Source organism: Photobacterium arenosum (assembly GCF_014841115.1).
In the GTDB taxonomy this organism is placed as follows: Bacteria; Pseudomonadota; Gammaproteobacteria; order Enterobacterales; family Vibrionaceae; genus Photobacterium; species Photobacterium arenosum.
In genome coordinates, this window is record NZ_JACYTP010000002.1 from 408267 (window position 1) to 428153 (window position 19887).

The window sequence follows — 19887 nt, forward strand, 5'->3', positions numbered from 1 at the left end:
GTCAAAGCTCTGTTTCAATTGCTACGAGTTGCATTAATTTTTTTATTTTTTGTGTGAAGGTTTTATCCGGTGTCGGGAAGTCGCCGGGTGAACCGCACCTTTTGCATCATAAACTTGCAGGCAGAGTATGACGAACGACCTGATCTTGTCGCGATTAGCCCGTGCGACGCGTCAGCACTTCACACGGACGGATGAAGTGCTCCCATTCTGTGATTCGATTGAGTCGGTAAAAAAAGAGCCCGCCCGCTGGGTGGTTTCCCTGGCGATCGGGTTGGCTGCCAGTCCCTTGATTTTCATGCCAGTCTATGCCGGAACCGACGTATCCGGAATGCCATCGAAAATTCAGACGTCATCACGCGAGTTCCCAAATCCTGCACCGGATGATGCACAGCCTGAGTCTCAGCACTCAGACGAACAGAATTTTGATCTGGATAGTTTTCTGGCACAAACCCAACACCTCAAAAACGGCGTTCAGACTGCGAAACGGGTTGTTGGGGAACTCTCCCCCTTGTCAGCCGGGCCGGGAAGCCGAGCGGATGGTCGCAGCGGTGAAGCCATGACAGCAGCCTGGGAATGTTATTTTGGGTATTGTTACGATGGTCCGATTTCAAACGGCCACTCCTGTTCAACGGATGCGGATTGTAATGGAGGGCCATCCAACAGTGAGCCGACAAATATCAGCCTGACGTCAACCAGCATCAATCAGTCTGTGACGGCATTTGGCACCGATGTGGGCACCTTGTCGACGACAGATGCAGACAGCGGGGACACCCACAGTTATTCGCTGGTTTCGCAAGGGAACAGTGCGTCCGGCAGTTGTACCTCAGATGCAGCGAACAGCCAGTTTCAAATCAATAGTGCGACACTGGAAACCGGGAGTGCTTTGTCGGCAGGGAACTACAACGTTTGTATACAGACTCACGATGGCATTACGACCTTTCAAAAAACCTTCCCGGTTACCGTGGCAGATGATGTCGCACCTCCGGCACCTTCCACACCGGATTTGTCCTCGGGATCAGACAGCGGTACTTCCAACAGTGATAACCTCACGAATCTCACCACGCTGACCTTTACTGGTACTGCGGAAGCCGGCAGTACAGTGAAGCTTTTCAGTAACCAGTCAGTGGGAGCAGAGATCGGCTCAGCGACTGCTATAGGGGGGAATTGGAGCATCACCACCAGCGCTCTGGCATCGAATGTCACGCATGCATTCACGGCCACGGCGACGGATGGGATCAATGACAGTCCGGCATCTTCCGCCCTGAATGTCACCATTGATCAGGTTGCGCCGACCGGGCAAAGCGTCGTCTTTGGTCAGCTGTTTTACACCAGTGCCGATGTGGCTGCGGCATCCTTTACCTTTGCCTCAGCGGAGGTAGGCACCGATTTCGCTTATACCATCAGTTCCAGTGGTGGCGGATCGAACGTGACCGGATCGGGGTCGATCAGCAATGCAGCCCAGTCTGTCACGGGGCTGAATCTGAGCGGCTTGTCCGATGGATTGCTGACGTTATCTGCCACGTTAACGGATAGCGCAGGGAATACGGCTTCAGCCGTGACGAATACTGCGACGCTGGATAGTCTTCAGCCGGGCATCCCAAGCTTTACCAGTAACAAAAGCGCATTGAAATCCGGAGAAACGGCGCTGATTTCAGTCACGCTCAGTGAGATCAGTACCAATTTTATTGGGACTGATTTTGTTGTTTCCGGTGGTTCTTTGTCTAACTTCACAGGCGTTGGACTGAATTATTCTGCGATCTTTACGCCCGACCCGGACACGGAAACCACAGCAACCTTGGATTTGCCTGCTGGTGTCTTTACCGATGCTGCAGGGAACGCCAATACAGCGGCCACGCAAGTGTCGATTACTGTTGATACCGCGCGGCCAACAGTGGCGATTAGTAGCGATAAGCCTGCCCTGAAAGCCGGAGAAAGCGCGACGCTGACTTTCACATTGAGTGAAAGCAGTGCTGACTTTGCTGCCGCTGATGTCACAACTGCCGGAGGCACCCTGTCGAACTTTAGCGGCAGCGGCATGGTCTATACCGCGACTTACACACCCGCCGTGAATGCCACCAGCGGAACAGTCAACGTGTCAGCCAGTCAGTTTACCGACGCCGCAGGGAACGGCAATACAGCGGCAACGCAACTCAGTATTGCGGTAGATACGGTTCAGCCAACGGTGAATATCTCCAGCGATAAAACAGCTTTGAAGAACGGCGAAACCGCGACTCTGACCTTTACGCTGAGCGAAAGCAGCAGCGATTTTGCTGCCGGAGATGTGATTGTTTCCGGGGGGGCGCTGACGAATTTCACCGGCAGTGGCGCCAGCTACAGTGCGACCTTTACACCTGACGCGAATAGTACGGCTGGCGCGACGGTGAATGTGGCCGCGGGTGTCTTTACCGACGCCGCAGGGAACGCGAACACAGCCGCTTCTCAGTTGGCAATCAGTGTGGATACTGTTCTGCCAAGTGTGACCATCAACTCGGACAAATCCGTGCTGAAGCAGGGTGAAACTGCGAACATCACCTTTACATTGACCGAAGAGAGTACAGATTTTGAAGCGACGGATATTGCGGTCAGTGGCGGGACCTTGTCGGGTTTTAACGGAAGTGGGAGCAGCTTTAGCGCGACTCTGACGCCGGTCACCGACGGGAATATCACGCTGGATATCGCCAGTGGCCAATTTACCGATCCGAATGGCAACGGAAATCTGGCTGCGATTCAGTTGGCGGTGAGCTATGACGGCATCGCGCCGTATATCAGCGCACTCAGCCCGGCTGATGATGCCACAGATGTCAGCCGAAATACCAGTCTGACACTGACGTTCAGCGAAGACATACAGATAGGACATTCCTCAGGCACACTGAGTCTTATTGATGCCACGGATGCAACAACGCTGGTGACATACGCGATGTCTGACTCCGAGGTGAGCATTTCTGGCAATCAGCTGGTGGTGGATCCGAGTACCACTTTCACACCGACACATGCTTACTACGTCACCATGACGAACGATGCGTTAACCGATATGGCGGGCAATGCCTTTGCCGGTATCAGCGGTGATTCGGTCTATAACTTCACCATTGCCAACGCCGCACCGGTTGCAGCCGACGATGTGGTCTCTGTTTCGGAAGATAACCTGATTGCGATTGATGTGCTATCGAACGACAGCGATGCAGACAGTAGCCTGAATGCAGCCAGTGTCACCGTCGTGACAGCACCTTTGCATGGTGCCACCAGCATCAATACCGGGACAGGCACCATAACGTATACGCCGGATGCGAATTTCGCCGGGACAGACACCTTGACCTATCTGGTTCAGGATATCTACGGCGCTGTCTCTTCTCCGGCGACAGTCACCGTGACAGTGACACCTGTCGCTGATGCGCCGGTGGCAACGGCTGATGTCGGCAGCACAGATGAAGATACATTGGTGGTGCTGGATGTGCTGGCGAACGACAGCGATGTGGATACAGGGGATACGCTGAACGCAGCTTCTCTGACTGTGGTAACACAGCCGACCCATGGTGCCACGACGGTTGAGAACGGCAAGATTCACTATCAACCGGGGGCGAATTATGTGGGCACGGATACCCTGAGTTACACCGTACAGGACAGCACTGGGCTGGTGTCCAATACCGCTCAGGTGACGGTGAACGTGGCAGGGGTGAATGATGCCCCGATCACGGTGGCGGATGGTCTGGCAACGAATGAGGATGAAAGTGGTGTGATTGATGTGCTGGCCAATGACAGTGATATCGACGGTTCACTCAATGCCAGTACGCTCCAGGTGATCACTCAGCCCCAGCACGGGCAGACCAGCATTGATGCGAATGGACGGGTGACCTATACCCCTAACGCGAATTACTTCGGCAGCGACAGCTTCACCTATGTGGTGCAGGACGACCTGGGGGCGACCTCCCAGCCAGCAACGGTGTCTGTCACGGTGTCCAGCGTCAACGATGCGCCTGTGGTCGCGGATGATACCGCGACGCTGCTGGAAGATACGCCTCATACGGTGAATGTGCTGGGGAATGATCAGGATATTGACGGCACGATTCAGGCCGGAACACTGACGATTGACACCCAACCTGGCGAGGGCAGCGTGACCGTTGAAAGCAATGGTGCGGTGGTCTATACCCCGGCAGCGAATTTCAGCGGTGAGGATCAGTTCACTTATAAAGTGAGCGACGATCTGGGTGCTGAATCCAATATTGCGACTGTGACCATGACGGTACAGGCCGTGAATGATGCGCCGGTGGCCAATGCCGATCAGGCGACGACGCAGGAGGACACCCCGGTTGATATCGCGGTCAGCGGTAATGACAGCGATCTGGACGGGACGCTGGATCTGAGCTCCATTCAGGTGCTGACGCCGCCTCAGCTGGGTCAGGTGCTGGATCTGGGGAACGGTAGCTTGCGCTATACCCCGGATACGGATCAATCCGGCACTGACAGTTTCAGCTACACCATTTCTGATAACGAGGCTGACGTTTCCAATACAGCCACTGTGTCGGTGACGATCGAGACGGTCAATGATGCGCCGACCATCAGCGGTACGCCAGTGCTTAACGTCGATCAGGACCAGAACTACGAGTTCCAGCCGGTGGCTGCGGACGTAGAAAGCGATGGTCTGATCTTCAGTATTACTAATCTGCCTGACTGGGCGAGTTTCGATACCCAGACCGGGCGTTTGTATGGCGTACCAGATAATGGCGCCGTCGGTAGTGTCAGCAACATAGTGATCAGCGTTACTGATGGCGATAAAACCGCAGCGCTGCCGCCGTTCACCCTGACAGTCAACAACGTTAACGATACGCCAGTTATCAGCGGGCAGCCTCAGGATAAGGTGTCTGAAGATGCTCAGTACAGTTTTATCCCTCAAGCTTCCGATATGGATGCGGATACGCTGACCTTCAGCATTGAGAACAAGCCGGTTTGGGCCAGCTTTAATACGCAGACAGGTGAGCTGTCCGGCATACCGGATAATAGCCATGTCGGCAGCAGCAGCGGCATTGTTATCAGCGTCAGCGACGGCAGTGAATCGGCCTCTCTGGCAGCCTTCAGTATCAGTGTGATTAATGTCAACGATGCACCGCAAGGGGAAAACCTGACGCTTACTCTGGCCGAAGATACCAGCCTGAGTATTGCCCCGGCCATGACAGATGTCGACAGCACAGCACTGGGTCTGCTGGTGGGTAATCCGCCGCAGCACGGTAACCTGAGTGCGCAGGGCAGCAGCTGGTTGTATACACCACATGCCGACTTTAACGGTGTCGACAGCTTCAGTTATCAGGTTACAGACGGCGAAGCGCTATCCGGTATTTATACTGTTTCGCTTGCTGTGACACCGGTGAATGATCAGCCAGTGATTGTTTCTGATTCGTATCACTTTAAAGCCAGCGCGTCGGGCCGTTATGTACTGGATGTGCTGAGTAACGACACGGATATCGATCAGGATCTGCTGAACCTGCTCTGGGTGACGGCGGTGAAAGGGACAGCCACCATACAAAATGGTCAGGCAGTTCTGACCACCACACAGCAGGGCACGTTTTCTCTGAAATATGGAGCCAGTGATGGTGGAGGGGGCCAGCACATTGGTCAGGTGACAGTGGTTATTGAGTCGGCGGTCAGCCAGCCTCCGACGATTCAACCGCCAGTTGATATTGAGCTGAACGCAACCGGTCTGTTTACCAGAGTGAACCTGGGCGTAGCCAAAGCCAAAGACAGCCAAGGCAGGCCACTGGCTGTCTCTCTGGTTGATCAGGCACCTGTCTTTAAGCCGGGAATACATACAGTTTACTGGCGGGCGGTGGATGCGCAAGGCAATGAGACCCAGGCCAGCCAGCAGGTTGTTCTGCATCCATTGATCACACTCTCTAAAGATGACCACACCACAGAAGGGACGACGCATAGTATCAGCGTTCACCTCAACGGTCCTGCGCCTGATTACCCGGTAACTATTCCTTATACCGTGTCAGGCAGCAGTGATGCGGGTGATCACACCTTGCTTGACGGTGTGATTGAGATTGAGCAAGGCACTAGTGCTACGATTGAGTTCGATGTGCTGAACGATGGTATGCCCGAAGGGCCGGAGACACTGGAAGTCACTTTATCACCCACGCTGAATCTTGGCAGTAAGTCAGATTACACACTGACTATCTCTGAAGAGAATTTAGCACCAAGGGTGAGCACTGAGATTACTCAGGATGGTGACTCCCGGCACATTGTGTCTATCTCTGGCGGTCAGGTTACTGTGAGTGCACAAGTCACAGATGTGAACAGTGCAGACAACCATAACTATTTGTGGGAAGCCAGTGACAGTGCGATAGCCAATATCAGCACAGATGATGAACACTTTATCTTTGTGCCGGGTGCGCTGTCGCAGGGTGTGTACAGCCTTAAACTGACTGTTACGGATAACGGTACACCTGTTCAGTCTGTGATTAAACATATTTATCTGGAGGCCGTTGCTCAGTTGCCGCAGTTAGGTGGTGAGGACAGCGATGGCGATCTGCTGCCTGACGACCTGGAAGGCTACATTGACTCTGATAACGACGGCATCCCGGATTATCTGGATATGGCGGCAGACTGTAACGTCATACAAGAGCAGGCCTTGGTATCTGGCCGCTATCTGCTGGAAGGCGACCCAGGAGTGTGTTTGCGCAAAGGCGCGACGGTTGCAGCTAATCAGATGGGAGGCGTACAGCTGTTGGACAGTGAAGTCCCGCCAGATGCCGAGGTCAAAAATACTGGCGGTGTGTTTGACTTTATTGCTCATGGTTTACCGACAGTTGGTCAGAGTTATCAGGTGGTACTGCCGCAACGCTTACCCATACCGGCAAACGCGGTTTATCGTAAATTCACTGAGAGTCAGGGCTGGAAAAATTTTGTCACAGATGCGCAAAACTTTGTGTCATCTGCTCAGGGGGAAGCGGGTTACTGTCCGCCTCCGGGTGATAGCCAGTGGCGGGCAGGATTACAGGAAGGGCACTGGTGCGTGCAGCTAACTATACAAGACGGTGGCCCGAATGATGATGACGGCCTGGCCAATGGCAGTGTCATGGATCCGGGCGGTGTTGGCGTACCGCTGAGTGCTAATCTGTCGCCATCGGCGGTGGATGACGCTGTATTGCTTAATCGGAACGGGAACACAATGATAGATGTGCTGGCCAATGATACAGATGCCAACAATGATCCCTTGTCTGTGATGGCAGCGTCGGTGGATTTTGGCGTTGTGAACCTGACGTCTAATCAGATCCACTATGCCGCCCCCGATGGTTTTTACGGTGTCGCGACCATCAGTTACAGCATTTCAGACGGGACAGGCGGTACAGCTATTGCGCAAGCTAAAGTGACAGTGCTGAACAGCGATTACCCGGTTGCGGTGAACGATATTGTTCAGACTGATGATAAAACGGCCGTGGTCATTGCTGTGCTGGATAATGACACAGATGCAGACGGTGACAGTCTGACAGTGGTGGCTGCAGTGGCAAACCGAGGATCGGTGACGATAAACACAGATCAGAGCCTGACATTTACGCCCGAAGCAGGTTATGAAGGAGAGAGTATCATTACCTATCACATTCAGGATGCGACCGGCCTGGAGGCCAGCGCTCAGGCACGCGTTACCACAACACTCAGTGAAGGCATGGTGGTGAAAAACCGGGCAGGAGGGACTGTCACTGCCCTGATGCTGGTATTACTCGGCGGTCTGGGAGTCATGCAGCGCTGGGGCGGACGGCTGCTTGCGCTGGTATTGGCGCTGATCAGCTTTAACAGCCAGGCAGCCTGGTTTGTCGATGCTGAGTTGGGCGTGAGTGAAGCCAGCGAGCGACATACTCAGCCTGCGGATACCCTTGTTTCACAAGATGACAGTGATACGGCTGTGTCACTGGGTGTGGGCTATGAAACCCGTCATCACTGGTTACTGACGGCCCGTTATTTGGATCAGGGGGACGGCAAGGCCACACTCAAACCAGTTAGTGCTGTGTCTGATGGCTATCATCAGAGTGTGGTTAAGGCTACGCCTGTGCTGACCTCGGGGGTGGCGCTGGACATACGTTATCCTGTGGTGTCTGATAATGATTTTCGGTTTTTAATCGGTGGCGGTGTTTACCGCTGGGAAGCAGATTACAGCAGTACGTTTCAGGGGCAGACAATCAGCTCATCTGACTGGGGGGGCGATCCGTATCTGACAGCCGGGTTGGATTATCGCATCACTCCGGCATGGCGGGTCGGAGGGAAATTCAATCGTTATTTCATTGATATCAACGATGTCAGCCAGGTCACATTGACACTGAGTTACCAGTTTGGTCAGTAGGCCGTAGCCAGAAATTATAGTCAGGTAAAATATTGCCAGGTAAATCAGTTCCAGATAAACCCGATGCTGGTATGTGCCAGCATCGGGCGTGGTATCCGTTTGGCAAGGGCCGTTTATACGAACTGGGAAAAATACTTCCCTTTGATTTGTGTCGTGGTGAAGGTTTTCACTCTGACATTGGGTGACCAGTGGTTGATCGGCCAGCCTGCTTTTTGCTTCAGTGCTTTGATAAAGGCAGCCGGTGAGGCCAGTTTATCCCATACCTGGGGTAAAAAGACCGCCTGCGAATGGTGCTCGGTCAGGATCACCCCCACTTTGTGCTCTTCAAGATAGGCGATGAGCGCTTCTTCGGAATCGACCTGCAGCAGTTTAGGATCGGAAAGCACAGAAATCTCTATGGTCAGGCTGCTGAGCTGCTCTTCGGTCAGCGGCATGAAGCGTCTGTCCTGATAGGCGCTGTCTCTGGCTTTATTATGCACTTCAAGTACCAGAGGCTCATTGGCGGTCACTGTCCCCAGGCAGCCCTGCAGTTCGCCGTCGACTTCCAGGGTGACAAAACATGCGCCATTGGCGAGCAATTTGCGGTTGTATAAATCCAGTTGTGGTGGTCGCGGCAGTGCTTCAGAGAAATGGCTGCGAATGGCCTCTCTGGCAATATCCAGCAGTTGGGTCATTTCCCCTTTATTCAGGGCCGGTTTGGGTGGTGGTGGACACGAGGTAACTGACATATCCAACGACTCTCTCCTTATCTCCGGCTTCTGTATCGCCGGAGTTTTTGTATTCTAATTGTGTTAAGAAATAGCCTCTTTGCTTCGCCAGTAATAACAAGGTGTTGATCCCGGTCGAGCCGCAGGCTTGTTGCGGTGTCAGACTGGGGTCGAACGTTTCGATCACTTTCAGTGTGCGATGATCGATATCCTGTGCATCTGCATAGGGGTGGTAATGGCTCAGATCACTGCTGATCACCAGCAGGGTGTCGTCCTGCCACAGGGGATCGATAATCTGTGCCAGCCGGGATGGTGCAATGCGGCTGGTCAGAATAGGCAGCAGGGTAAACGCAGAAAGGCAGCTTTGCAGGAAGGGTAGCTGTACTTCCAGGCAATGCTCCAGTTCGTGTATGTGATCTGATAACTCAATATCATTCAAATGCGACAGCTTTTCAACACCTTGTAAGTCGATTTTGACTTCACCTAACGGTGTGGCGAAATACTGGTCAGCAGGTAGGGCACAACCGTCAAACGCATAATGATGACTGGGGCCAATCAAAATGACTTTGCGATACGGGCTGTGCGCTTTTTTCAGCCAGCGAAAAGCACTGGCCGCCACTTTTCCGGAGAACATATAGCCCGCGTGCGGCACGATCAGTGCCCTTGGCATCAGCTCAGCGTCACAGGGTTCAGCAAACCATTGCTGAATCTGTTTTCTTAGCCCGAGCGGTGAAGCCTGATAAAACCGTCCAGCCACGGCGGGAGCGCGAATGGTCATTGTCTGGCCTTTGTCTTGGTAATTACTGCAACAAGGCAACGCACTGCTTGCAGGCAAGAACAGAGCGCCACCAACTATAGTTAAGTATAGGAAGGAATAATGACCGGACTGTTACCAGAACTGTTACCAGAACAGCTACCGGACCATTGTCAGCAACCCAACCGGACAGAAATCACCGCCATGGCACAACGAACACCGGCACCGACAGTGCAGATTGTAAAAGGAAACGGCTCAGCTGAAAGCTGGCCAACCGAATTCTGGCATCAGCTGGATGATGGCCGGGTGGTGTGTGACGTTTGCCCGCGGCACTGCCGGTTGCGCGAGGGTAAGCGCGGCGCCTGCTTTGTACGCATGGCGGAACATGGTCAGATAGTGCTGACCAGTTATGGGCGTTCGAGCGGTTTTTGTATCGATCCTATTGAGAAAAAGCCGCTGAATCATTTCTATCCTGGCAGCTCAGTGTTGTCATTCGGTACGGCGGGCTGCAACCTGGGCTGTAAATTTTGTCAGAACTGGAGCATCAGCAAATCGCGTGAAATCGATACTTTAGGCGCAACAGCCATGCCGGAGCAGATTGCCCGGGCGGCCAAGGCGTACGGCTGTGATTCTATAGCCTTCACCTACAACGATCCTGTTATTTTCATGGAGTACGCCATGGATTGCGCGCAAGCCTGCCATGCTCATGGTATCCACAGCGTGGCGGTGAGTGCGGGCTATATTTGCGATGCCCCCCGGCAGGCGTTCTACCGCCAGATGGATGCCGCGAATATCGATCTGAAAGCCTTCACTGAGCACTTTTATCATAAAATCTGTAGCGGCCATCTGGCCCCTGTGCTCGATACTCTGTTATACCTTCGCCACGAAACCCGTGTGTGGTTTGAAATTACCACTTTGCTGATTCCGGGCGAGAATGACAGCCCGGCCGAAATTACAGCGATGTCCCGCTGGCTGATGGACAACCTTGGCCCGGATGTGCCTTTACACTTCAGCGCCTTTCATCCTGATTTTAAAATGATGGATACGCCGCCGACACCGCCTGCCACTGTCCTGCAGGCCAGACGGATTGCGCTGGAGGCCGGTCTTCGTTATGTCTATGTCGGTAATATTTTCGATCAGGATGGTGACAGCACCTATTGCCCGGGTTGCGGACAGCGGGTGATTTCACGCAACTGGTATGCTCTGGGCGATTACTCCCTGACCGAGAACGGCCGCTGCCAGCATTGCGGTTTTCATCTGGCAGGACGGTTTACGGCTTACCATGGCAGCTTTGGTCGCAGAAGGATTCCAATCCAAATTCGTGCCTGAAAGCGGATAAAACCAGCAAGCCGGGCAGTGAGATTTTACTCCTGTGCCGCTTTGCATTATCTTACCGTTTTTCCCGGTACCAAACAGAGAACGTCCGCATGACTATTGAAGAATTACACCAGTTTCAGAATCTGGTCATTACCCAACCAAACTGTCCTTACTGTGTGAGAGCAAAAGCTATCTTGGATGATCGCGGTACTGACTACACAACCCTGGTACTGGGGCAGAATTTGGAAAAAACCGAGATGATTGCTTTTATCGAGCAAGTGGCGAATACCACAGTACGCACTGTGCCACAAATCATCCTGGACGGTAAATATATCGGGGGTCACGATGATCTGGTCGCTTTTTTAGAGCGGCAGGTTGAAGCCGATGCGCTTGGTGATTTCGAATTGTGATAGGTAAGGCTCCCGTTGGGGGCCTTTTCTTTATTGATTAACCATTCAGTAGGAGGTCGGTATGAGTTTTAACGTCAAAGTCGCCTGGCAGGGTAACAGTCAGCCGGGTGAAGAATTCAGCCGGGATCATCAGATCCAGTTTGGCAGCGGGCAATCTCTCAATGCTTCGTCGGCGCCGGATTTCAAAGGCAGTGCCGATAAAGTCAACCCGGAAGAAGGCCTGATGGCGGCTTTGTCTTCCTGCCACATGCTGACTTTCCTGGCCATTGCTCACCTCAAACGATTGCCGGTTGCCAGCTATCAGGACAATGTCACGGCTGAACTGGGTAAGAACGACGCCGGAAAAACCAAAGTGGCCGCTATCGATCTCAATCCTGTCATCACATTTGTGGATGGTGTAGAGGTATCACCTGAAGTGCTGGAAAAAATGCACCAGAAAGCGCACGACAACTGTTTTATTGCCAACAGCCTGAATACCACAGTCCGGCTGAATGGAAAGGAGTTCAGCCATTGATTCAGCTTGATACGGCCATAGCACTGGCAGGCCTGTACAGCGGTAAAGTGGCGCAAAGATACGGCATCAGAACCGCAATGGCCAAGCAGGCGGTCAGCGGCAAACTGTACCTCTCAGTAACCGGACTGGATGGCGATGAATGCGCCGAGCCTAAATTTCATGGCGGTACGGAAAGGGCGCTGCATCAGTATCCGCTGGAACATTATGCGTTCTGGCAGCAGCAGTTCCCGGACCGTGACTGGCCGGCACCCGGGGTGGGAGAGAACATCAGCACCCAGGGGATGACGGAAGAGAATGTGCGGCTGGGTGATCGCTACCAGTGGGGCGAGGCGGTGATAGAAATCAGCCAGCCCCGCTCTCCTTGCTTTAAGCTCAGCCGTCGCTGGGAACTGCCGGAGTTCTCTGCCGTCATGCAGCAGACAGGGCGTTGCGGCTGGCTGTACCGGGTGATTACACCGGGATATGTCAGCAGCGATGAACCTTTGGTGCTGATCAGGCAAGGAGAAGACAGGTTCACGGTGAAACGCGTGCTGGATTGGTATTTCAATGACCCGATGAATCTGGACAAACTGCGCATGCTGCAAGAGTGTGAGGCGCTGTCGGTCAGCTGGCGCAACACGGTTGAGAAACGCCTGAATACCGGTGAGCTTGAAAACTGGCATTTCCGCCTCAACGGAGCGGGCTGATGTTGAAAGGGATCCATCATACAGCGATCATCTGTTCTGACTATGCCAGATCGAAAGCGTTTTACGTTGATCTGCTCGGGCTGGATATCGTCTCTGAACATTACCGTGAAGCCCGTCAGTCCTGGAAGCTCGACTTAGCCCTGCCGGACGGCAGTCAGATTGAGCTGTTCTCTTTTCCCGACGCTCCGCCCAGGCCGAGTTATCCTGAAGCTCAGGGGCTCAGGCACCTTGCGTTTGCCGTTGAATCGGTAGAGGCTGTGGCACTATGGCTCAATGAGCAGGGCATTGCGACTGAAGCGGTTCGTATTGACGAACTGACAGGAAAAGCCTTTACGTTTTTCAGTGATCCGGATGGTTTGCCGCTAGAGCTGTATCAAGGCGAATGAAGGGGCGTTTTTCAGTGCTTAAGCACGGGCTACGCAGGTAGCCCGTTGTCTTGTCACGCAGTTTGCAGATGATTACGACAGGGCATAGCCAATCAGGCTGGCAAAAATAATACAAGCCCCGCCAAAAACGCCGTATTCGACGCGCTTTTCAACGATACAATCTACTTCTTCTTTTTGAACGGTCAGCATGCTGAATAAGCAGCCTCCCGCCAGAGCAACGGCCAGCACGCCCAGACTGAACAGACCTGCCTGGACGAAATCAATAAACGCCATATCAATCCTCTTTTATGAGCCCAAGGTGTATGCATGCTTGTTGTTGGCCTTCCCGGCTGACAGCCAGTAACGGACGAACTGCACGTCTAATACCAACCGGCATATTAGCCGGATTGGTCGTTATTTCGGGGCGAATGATACACCTTCTGACCGCGAGTGTAATCCCGGAGGATGTAATCAGGGGTTAAATACTAAGGGATTGTTTGTCTGCCGCTTTTTACACGAAGGCCAGTCTTGCCGCGAAGGCAATCAGGACCACGCCTAAAGTACGCTCAATGATGTGCATCTGGCGGTGAAACCACAGCCGGGCTTTTTCGGCGGAAAACAACAGGCTGACCAGAACAAACCACAAGGCGGTAATGGCACACATCCAGACACCATAGAAAATCTGAATAGCCAGTGGCGTATCCAGGCTGACCACATTGGTGATAATGGCCAGAAAAAACAGCGTGGCTTTTGGGTTGGTGGCATTGGTCAGAAAACCTATGCCAAACGCGCGACGCAGGGTCTGATGGCCGGATTCTGGTGTGGCATCGACTGCCGGGGCGTCACTGGTGGCCGGTTTGCTGCGGCATAATTGCACACCGAGATACACAAGGTACGCGGCGCCCAGCAGTTTGGCGGCGATCAATAGCCACTCTGAGGTGTGCATAATGGCGCTGACGCCAAGCAAGGTATAGAGCACGTGAACGGAAAGCCCCGCGCCAATGCCGAAGGCGGTCACTATACCGTGTCGGCGGCCAAACCTGAGGCTCTGGCGTACTGTCATGACAAAATCGGGACCGGGGGCGACAACGGCCATAAAATGGATCAGCGCCAGAGAAATAAATTCAGGCCAGTATTCACTTAACATCAGCAATATCCTTATGCTTGTTAGACTCAGCCCCTATCAGCAATCTGATAGCGAACCTGAAGCTTACCTTTTTTCAGCTTGGTTGAAACCTGGATATTCGCCGGGATCTCGCTGGTGGTCGCGACATGGGTGCCGCCGCAGGGCCATGCCATCAGATCACCGAAGGCAACCCAACGTGTACCATCCGGTTTTGTGTGCGAGCGCATGGGCAGATCGGCCGCAATCAGGCGGGTCAGGTGCTGTAATAGGGTGTGTTCGTCCAGCTCGACCACATGATCACGGGGCGAGAATTCGACCCGGCACTCGTTAGGCCAGTGATGTGCTTTTTCGGGCTGCCAGCCATTCTGCTGCCCGATATTGCCAATCAGGTGACCCAGACTGTGCAGTATGCTGTGGGTATTTCTGGGTTCTTTATCCATAGCAATAGTGACTGTGCCGGTTGGCAGCGGCTGGCTGATCACATGCTGGATAATGTCATCTGCTTTTTTGGTGTGCAGTACCTGCGCCCGTTCACCGCAATGGGTGGTAATGCGGCCTGTGTCGCCGGGCTGGCCACCGCCTTGCGGATGAAAGACGGTTTTGTCCAGCACGGCAATCCAGTGTTCGCCTTCCTGATAGCAGGCGAGTAACTCGGCTTCACAGTGAAGGGCATGTGAATCCAGGTATAAGGCTTGTGTTGTCATGTTGTGCTTCCCTGTCCGCTTGTCTGTCATCCATTGTAATAGTGGCTGTACTACATGATAATCCATCATCAATTCAAATAACTTTTGCGCAGAGCGCATTAATCAGAGGCGGCATGAGCGGTAACAAACACATTGGCTTAATGCAGGATATGGCGATTTTTGTGTCTGTGGTGAAAACCGGCAGCTTTTCCGAGTCCGCCAGGTTGCTGGGCGTGTCGCCTTCTGCGGTCAGTCGCTCCATCAAGCAGCTGGAGCAGCAACTGGGGGTGTGCTTGTTGCAGCGCACCACACGCAAACTGCGGTTGAGTGAAACCGGCCGGACAGTGTACGAGCGTTGTCTGCAACTGGATAACACCGCAAGAGAGGTGTTAGCACTTTGCGAAAGCCAGGACAGCTCTGCCCGCGGTGTGGTGAAAGTGGCCGCGCCCAAAGCCGTTGCGCATTCGCTGATTCATCCTTATGTCGCGGAATTTCTCAGTCTGTATCCGGACATAGATGTGCATCTGGTGCTGGATGATCAGGCGCTGGATCTGATTGAGCAGGAGATTGATATCCTGTTCAGAATAACCCGCCAGCCGCCACAGGGACTGATAGGGCGCAGCCTGATGCCGATTGATCATGTGCTTTGCGCGTCGCCGGATTATCTGAGTCGCAGAGGGACGCCGACCCACCCCAAAACGCTGGCGCAGCACAGCTGTATTTCGCTGGGCGAAAACGATGCAGACTCAAAATGGCGCTTCAGGCAGGGCGAAAGCCGCTTGACCGTGCCTGTTACCGGCCGCTACCGGGCTAACCATTCCCGTGTGCGGCTGGAAGCGGCGGAGCAGGGTATAGGCATAGCCAGTCTGCCGGTGTTTGTGGCAGAAGCTGGTATCGCCAATGGCAGCATCATACAGGTCTTGCCGGACTGGGAATTTGAAACCGCTTACACAGGCGATTTGTGGATGCTGTACCCGGCAACGCGCCATATTCCGGCCAAAGTCAGCCTGTTTGCCGACTATATTGTGGGTAAGCTAGGCAGGTGAGTGCTTGCTGACGCGTCTTCTATTTTCGATACAGACATGGCATCGACACAGCATGGCATCGGCGCAGATGTGACGTAAAAACAGCCATCCTGAGGATGGCTGCGGCGTTATAACCTGAGGCAGGCATAAGAAACAGAAATCAGAAGCGGGTATCGACTAAGTGAGTGACGCAATCTGTGTCGTCAGCCACACAGATATAACGCCATTTGTCGAAGGTCAGGCAGGGGTGTGAGGTCGAGAACACCAGAATATCTCCGACTTTCAGATCGCAATCGGCCGGCACATTAACAAAGGTATGCTGATCCATGATCGCGGTGGCTTCCAGTCCCTGCACATTCAGCGGCTGGCCGTCGCGGAATCCGCGCTCGACAAGGGGCAGCCCGGCATCAAAAGCCACATCCCGTTTACCCATGCCGATCACAGCTTTGCAGGCTTCAGGCACAGACAATACATAGGCCCACAGTTCAAGGGCGGACTCCAGATCGCCGCCCAGTTCACAGGCGTAGCCCTGATTGTGTTTCGCCCGGGACATGACCTGCTGCTGAGCATCCTGATAAATGCCTGTGTCGTGGATCAGATAACAACCCGGACGTATGATGGCATTTAAGTGCGGATGGCATGAAAACTCATCTGCCACAATGTCGTACCAGGCAGAACCTGCCCCTGTGACAATCGGGCTGTCGACTGTGATCAGTTTTTTCTCGGCCAGTTGCTCGACCAGCATCACGGCATCGCGCAGAAATAACCGGATCTTATCTTCAGCATCCGCGCCGTGGATTACACCTTCGTAAACCTCCAGCCCGTGCAAAGTCAGACCTTTGGCGGCTTGAATGAAGCCAGCCAGTGTCTCCACTTCTTCGTGATTACGGCACCCGCACCGCCCGCCAGGAACACCGTATTCAATCAGCACATTCAGCGTGAGAGACGCATCTGAAAAGAAGTGGCTCAGCTGAGCGGCGTTTTCACAGGAGTCGACACAGCAATAGAATTGTGCGCCGTGCTGGCGCATCAGCCGGGCAATCAGTGCCATGTTGGCTTTGCCGACTAACTGATTGGCCATCAGAATATGTCTGGCGCCCGCCATTGCCGCTGTCTCGGCCTGAGCGGGAGTGGCTACAGTAATTCCCCAGGCACCGGCTTCCAGCTGCTCTGAAAACAGCGCCGGTGTCATTGTGGTTTTACCGTGCGGCGACAATTTCACCTGATGATGATTGGCGAACTGCTGCATCCAGTTCAGGTTATTGTGGATAGCCGATTTCCGGATCACGGCAGCAGGAAGGCAGATTTCCTCGTTAATCAGGCTGTATTGACCGTCACTTTTTTCATCTACCCACACACCTTTGGTGCCTGCAGGAAAGTTTTTGTGATCGAATTCTTGGTATTTACTAACATGCTTTTTGTTTGCTTGAGGCATTGGTTATTCTCCTAACATAGCCTTTAGGCCTTGCCACGTATGACTTGTGGCGTAATGATAGTATGCCTGATGTTAGAAACTATCAAACAATGCGAGATGAATTGTGCGGTTTCTCACTGTTTGTTACCGCCCGTCTTACTAGTATTCACCCCATAGAGGAAAGGCAGCCGTGACCATTGAAGTGGACATAGTGTCCAGAATTACAGAGTGCTTCCCTCAATTAAGAGAAGCAGAAAAAAAAGTCGCCCGCCTGGTGATGGACGATTTAAGTGGTGCAGCGTCTGCCAGCATCACAGAGCTGGCTGAAGAAGCCGGCGTCAGTGAAGCCACTATCACCCGCTTTGCCAAAGCGGTGGGCTGTAAAAATGTGCGCGACCTGAAAATGAAGTTGGCCCAGTCACTGGCGGTAGGACAGAGATTCATCCATGAGAGCCCGGATGAATCGGGGATCCAGGGGGTGTATGAGTCGATTAAGAACGTCATCAACATCAACCGCAAAATAGTGAACGAGGCGGATGTCGCCCGAGCCGTTGAAATGCTGCTTAATGCCCGTCAGGTGTTGTCAATCGGGATGGGGGGCGGCTCTACCATCCTGTCTCAGGAGCTGCAGTTTCGCTTGTTCCGCATTGGCTTTGCCGTCAGTGCTTACAACGATGGTCTGTTAGCCAGGATGGTGGCCTCAACGGCCGACAGCAAAGATGTGATGGTTGCGCTGTCAGTCACAGGTTATACGGCTGAAGTGGTTGAACCGGCGTCTATTGCCAAGCAGTACGGGCTGAAGGTGATCGCCATAACCGCACCGGATTCACCGCTGGCAAAGGTCAGTGATGTGGTGCTGCCGCTGGTCACGGATGAAACCGACTTCATTTATAAACCCTCGGCCTCGCGGTACGCCATGATGGCATTGATTGATGTGCTGTCGACTGAACTGGCACTGAGCCAGAAGCGTCGTTCCCGCGACAGGTTGCGCCGGCTGAAACTGGCGTTAGACAGCCACAGGGGCGGCGATGATCGCCAGCCGTTGGGAGATTAACCCGCCAGCCTGATGTATCCCGGCATGGTGGTATCCAAGCATACAAAGAGAAGGAAAACGCATGCATTTTGAGACCGTATTCCGCCATGTCACCATTGTTGATGGCACAGGTGCTGAGGCGTATCAGGCTGATCTGGCCATCAAGGATGGCCGCATTGCCGCCATTGGTGATCTGGCTGGGTGTGAGGCAACTCAGATCATTGATGGTCAGCATCTGGCCCTGTCTCCGGGTTTCATTGATGTCCATACCCATGACGACACCAATGTCATTCGTTTTCCCGACTGCCAGCCGAAGATCAGCCAGGGTGTTACCACTGTGATTGTCGGTAACTGTGGTATCAGTGCTTCTCCTGCGACTCTGGCCGGGGATCCGCCAGATCCCATGAACCTGCTGGGCAAACAACAGGACTTCAAGTACCCGACATTTGCCGCTTACGCAGACGCCGTTCGTCAGGCGCAGCCGGCGGTCAATGTCGCGGCGCTGGTCGGCCATACCACTTTGCGTAATAACGTGATGGATGACTTGTACCGTGCTGCCAGCGAGCAGGAAATTTCGGCAATGAAAGCGCAGTTAAAGCAGGCGATGGCAGACGGTGCGTTAGGGTTAAGCTCCGGTCTGGCTTATGCCTCGGCTAAACAGGCGCCAACGCAGGAAGTGATGGCGCTGGCGGAAGAACTGGCGGCATTCGGTGGTATTTATACCACTCATATGCGCACTGAGTTTGAGCAGATCCTTGATGCCATGGATGAAGCGTTCCGTACCGGCCAGCACGCTAAAGTGCCTGTGGTGATTTCGCATCTTAAATGTGCCGGTGCCGGCAACTGGGGACGGACGGTCGAAGTGCTGGAGCGAATGGAATCGGCCGCTCAGCGCCAGGATGTTGCCTGCGATTGCTATCCGTATTCCGCCAGTTCATCAACTCTGGATCTGAATCAGGTCACAGACGACATCGACATCTTTATCACCTGGACTGAAAAGCACCCGCAATACGCGGGCACCATGCTTAAAGACATTGCCAGCGACATGGGCCTGCCGCTGATGGAGGCGGCCAAAGCTCTGCAACCTGCCGGTGCCGTGTATCACTGTATGGATGAAGCCGATGTTGAGCGTGTACTGAAGTATCGCCTGACCATGGTGGGTTCAGACGGTCTGCCCAATGATCCGCACCCGCATCCGCGGTTGTGGGGCGCATTCCCCCGCGTGCTGGGTTATTACAGCAGAGAGCGCAAGCTGTTCTCTCTTGAGCAGGCGGTACACAAAATGACGGGCATGTCGGCAAAGCGTTTCGGCCTGCAAGACCGTGGCGTGATTGCGCAAGGCGCGCATGCTGATCTGGTGCTGTTTAACCCGGACACCATTAAGGATGCAGCCAGTTTCGAAAACCCGATTGCCGCCGCAGAAGGCATTGAGCTGGTGATGGTGAACGGACAGATAAGTTACCGGCAGGGCCGGGTCAGCCCGCAACGTCATGGTCGTTTTCTGACCAGACAACAATCCTGACTCAC

The 19887-nt window shown here is 53.7% G+C and carries 15 protein-coding genes; 9 read left to right on the forward strand and 6 right to left on the reverse strand.

Going from position 1 to position 19887, the window contains the following annotated elements:
• Positions 1-127 precede the first annotated feature (127 nt).
• On the forward strand, positions 128-8326 hold the full coding sequence (locus IFO68_RS05125) for a tandem-95 repeat protein (RefSeq protein ID WP_192014883.1): 8199 nt from the start codon (positions 128-130) through the stop codon (positions 8324-8326).
• 113 nt (positions 8327-8439) lie between these two features.
• On the opposite strand, the gene amrA is transcribed toward IFO68_RS05125, so the two are convergent.
• Positions 8440-9054 (reverse strand): AmmeMemoRadiSam system protein A, encoded by a 615-nt coding sequence (amrA, locus tag IFO68_RS05130; protein ID WP_120510459.1) that lies wholly within the window; start codon positions 9052-9054, stop codon positions 8440-8442.
• The gene (amrB, locus tag IFO68_RS05135) at positions 9008-9811 is read right to left on the reverse strand and encodes an AmmeMemoRadiSam system protein B (RefSeq protein ID WP_192014884.1); all 804 of its coding nucleotides are present in this window, start codon (positions 9809-9811) and stop codon (positions 9008-9010) included. The genes amrA and amrB overlap by 47 nt, the downstream gene beginning before the upstream one ends.
• 99 nt (positions 9812-9910) lie before the next feature.
• Between amrB and amrS the strand changes: the two genes are divergently transcribed.
• From amrS to gloA2, 5 genes are all read left to right on the forward strand, one after another.
• Positions 9911-11116: an AmmeMemoRadiSam system radical SAM enzyme gene (gene amrS / locus IFO68_RS05140; protein ID WP_225445047.1), complete on the forward strand. Its 1206-nt coding sequence runs from the start codon at positions 9911-9913 to the stop codon at positions 11114-11116.
• A gap of 98 nt (positions 11117-11214) precedes the next feature.
• Entirely contained in the window at positions 11215-11514 is a 300-nt protein-coding gene (locus tag IFO68_RS05145) for a glutaredoxin domain-containing protein (protein ID WP_192014885.1), read from the forward strand.
• Between the two features lie 61 nt (positions 11515-11575).
• Complete coding sequence (locus IFO68_RS05150) at positions 11576-12028, forward strand: OsmC family protein (protein ID WP_161459787.1); 453 nt, start codon at positions 11576-11578, stop codon at positions 12026-12028.
• Entirely contained in the window at positions 12025-12714 is a 690-nt protein-coding gene (locus tag IFO68_RS05155; protein ID WP_225445048.1) for an MOSC domain-containing protein, read from the forward strand. The genes IFO68_RS05150 and IFO68_RS05155 overlap by 4 nt, the downstream gene beginning before the upstream one ends.
• Positions 12714-13100 carry an SMU1112c/YaeR family gloxylase I-like metalloprotein gene (gene gloA2, locus IFO68_RS05160; RefSeq protein WP_192014886.1) on the forward strand — a complete coding sequence of 129 codons (387 nt, stop codon included), beginning with the start codon at positions 12714-12716 and terminating at the stop codon, positions 13098-13100. Before IFO68_RS05155 ends, gloA2 begins: the two co-directional genes overlap by 1 nt.
• Before the next feature lie 72 nt (positions 13101-13172).
• On the opposite strand, the gene IFO68_RS05165 is transcribed toward gloA2, so the two are convergent.
• The 3 genes from IFO68_RS05165 to IFO68_RS05175 all read right to left on the reverse strand — a co-directional run bounded on the left by IFO68_RS05165 (position 13173) and on the right by IFO68_RS05175 (position 14909).
• Complete coding sequence (locus tag IFO68_RS05165; protein ID WP_027252583.1) at positions 13173-13373, reverse strand: hypothetical protein; 201 nt, start codon at positions 13371-13373, stop codon at positions 13173-13175.
• A gap of 217 nt (positions 13374-13590) precedes the next feature.
• Entirely contained in the window at positions 13591-14226 is a 636-nt protein-coding gene (locus tag IFO68_RS05170; RefSeq protein ID WP_192014887.1) for a LysE family translocator, read from the reverse strand.
• 26 nt (positions 14227-14252) lie between these two features.
• Entirely contained in the window at positions 14253-14909 is a 657-nt protein-coding gene (locus IFO68_RS05175) for an alanine--tRNA ligase-related protein (protein ID WP_192014888.1), read from the reverse strand.
• A gap of 113 nt (positions 14910-15022) precedes the next feature.
• On the opposite strand from IFO68_RS05175, the gene IFO68_RS05180 reads away from it, so the two are divergent.
• Positions 15023-15934: a LysR family transcriptional regulator gene (locus IFO68_RS05180; protein WP_192014889.1), complete on the forward strand. Its 912-nt coding sequence runs from the start codon at positions 15023-15025 to the stop codon at positions 15932-15934.
• A gap of 139 nt (positions 15935-16073) precedes the next feature.
• Here IFO68_RS05180 and IFO68_RS05185 read toward each other — a convergent pair whose 3' ends face one another.
• Entirely contained in the window at positions 16074-17348 is a 1275-nt protein-coding gene (locus IFO68_RS05185; protein WP_192014890.1) for an amino acid deaminase, read from the reverse strand.
• A 169-nt stretch (positions 17349-17517) separates the two neighbouring features.
• Here IFO68_RS05185 and IFO68_RS05190 point away from each other — a divergent pair, with 169 nt between their 5' ends.
• Together IFO68_RS05190 and IFO68_RS05195 are read left to right on the forward strand one after the other, a co-directional pair.
• Positions 17518-18381, forward strand: a complete 864-nt coding sequence (locus IFO68_RS05190; protein WP_192014891.1) for a MurR/RpiR family transcriptional regulator — start codon at positions 17518-17520, stop codon at positions 18379-18381.
• Positions 18382-18442: 61 nt separating this feature from the next.
• Entirely contained in the window at positions 18443-19882 is a 1440-nt protein-coding gene (locus tag IFO68_RS05195) for an N-acyl-D-amino-acid deacylase family protein (RefSeq protein WP_192014892.1), read from the forward strand.
• Positions 19883-19887 lie beyond the last annotated feature (5 nt).

Excerpts from the sequence above, each read along its gene's own strand:
- IFO68_RS05195 (WP_192014892.1), top strand. The coding sequence starts at position 18,443 with ATGCATTTTGAGACCGTATTCCGCCATGTCACCATTGTTGATGGCACA.
- IFO68_RS05185 (WP_192014890.1), bottom strand. The coding sequence starts at position 17,348 with ATGCCTCAAGCAAACAAAAAGCATGTTAGTAAATACCAAGAATTCGAT.
- amrS (WP_225445047.1), top strand. The coding sequence starts at position 9,911 with ATGACCGGACTGTTACCAGAACTGTTACCAGAACAGCTACCGGACCAT.
- IFO68_RS05180 (WP_192014889.1), top strand. The coding sequence starts at position 15,023 with ATGAGCGGTAACAAACACATTGGCTTAATGCAGGATATGGCGATTTTT.
- amrA (WP_120510459.1), bottom strand. The coding sequence starts at position 9,054 with ATGTCAGTTACCTCGTGTCCACCACCACCCAAACCGGCCCTGAATAAA.
- gloA2 (WP_192014886.1), top strand. The coding sequence starts at position 12,714 with ATGTTGAAAGGGATCCATCATACAGCGATCATCTGTTCTGACTATGCC.
- IFO68_RS05145 (WP_192014885.1), top strand. The coding sequence starts at position 11,215 with ATGACTATTGAAGAATTACACCAGTTTCAGAATCTGGTCATTACCCAA.
- IFO68_RS05165 (WP_027252583.1), bottom strand. The coding sequence starts at position 13,373 with ATGGCGTTTATTGATTTCGTCCAGGCAGGTCTGTTCAGTCTGGGCGTG.
- IFO68_RS05150 (WP_161459787.1), top strand. The coding sequence starts at position 11,576 with ATGAGTTTTAACGTCAAAGTCGCCTGGCAGGGTAACAGTCAGCCGGGT.
- IFO68_RS05170 (WP_192014887.1), bottom strand. The coding sequence starts at position 14,226 with ATGTTAAGTGAATACTGGCCTGAATTTATTTCTCTGGCGCTGATCCAT.
- IFO68_RS05175 (WP_192014888.1), bottom strand. The coding sequence starts at position 14,909 with ATGACAACACAAGCCTTATACCTGGATTCACATGCCCTTCACTGTGAA.
- IFO68_RS05125 (WP_192014883.1), top strand. The coding sequence starts at position 128 with ATGACGAACGACCTGATCTTGTCGCGATTAGCCCGTGCGACGCGTCAG.
- amrB (WP_192014884.1), bottom strand. The coding sequence starts at position 9,811 with ATGACCATTCGCGCTCCCGCCGTGGCTGGACGGTTTTATCAGGCTTCA.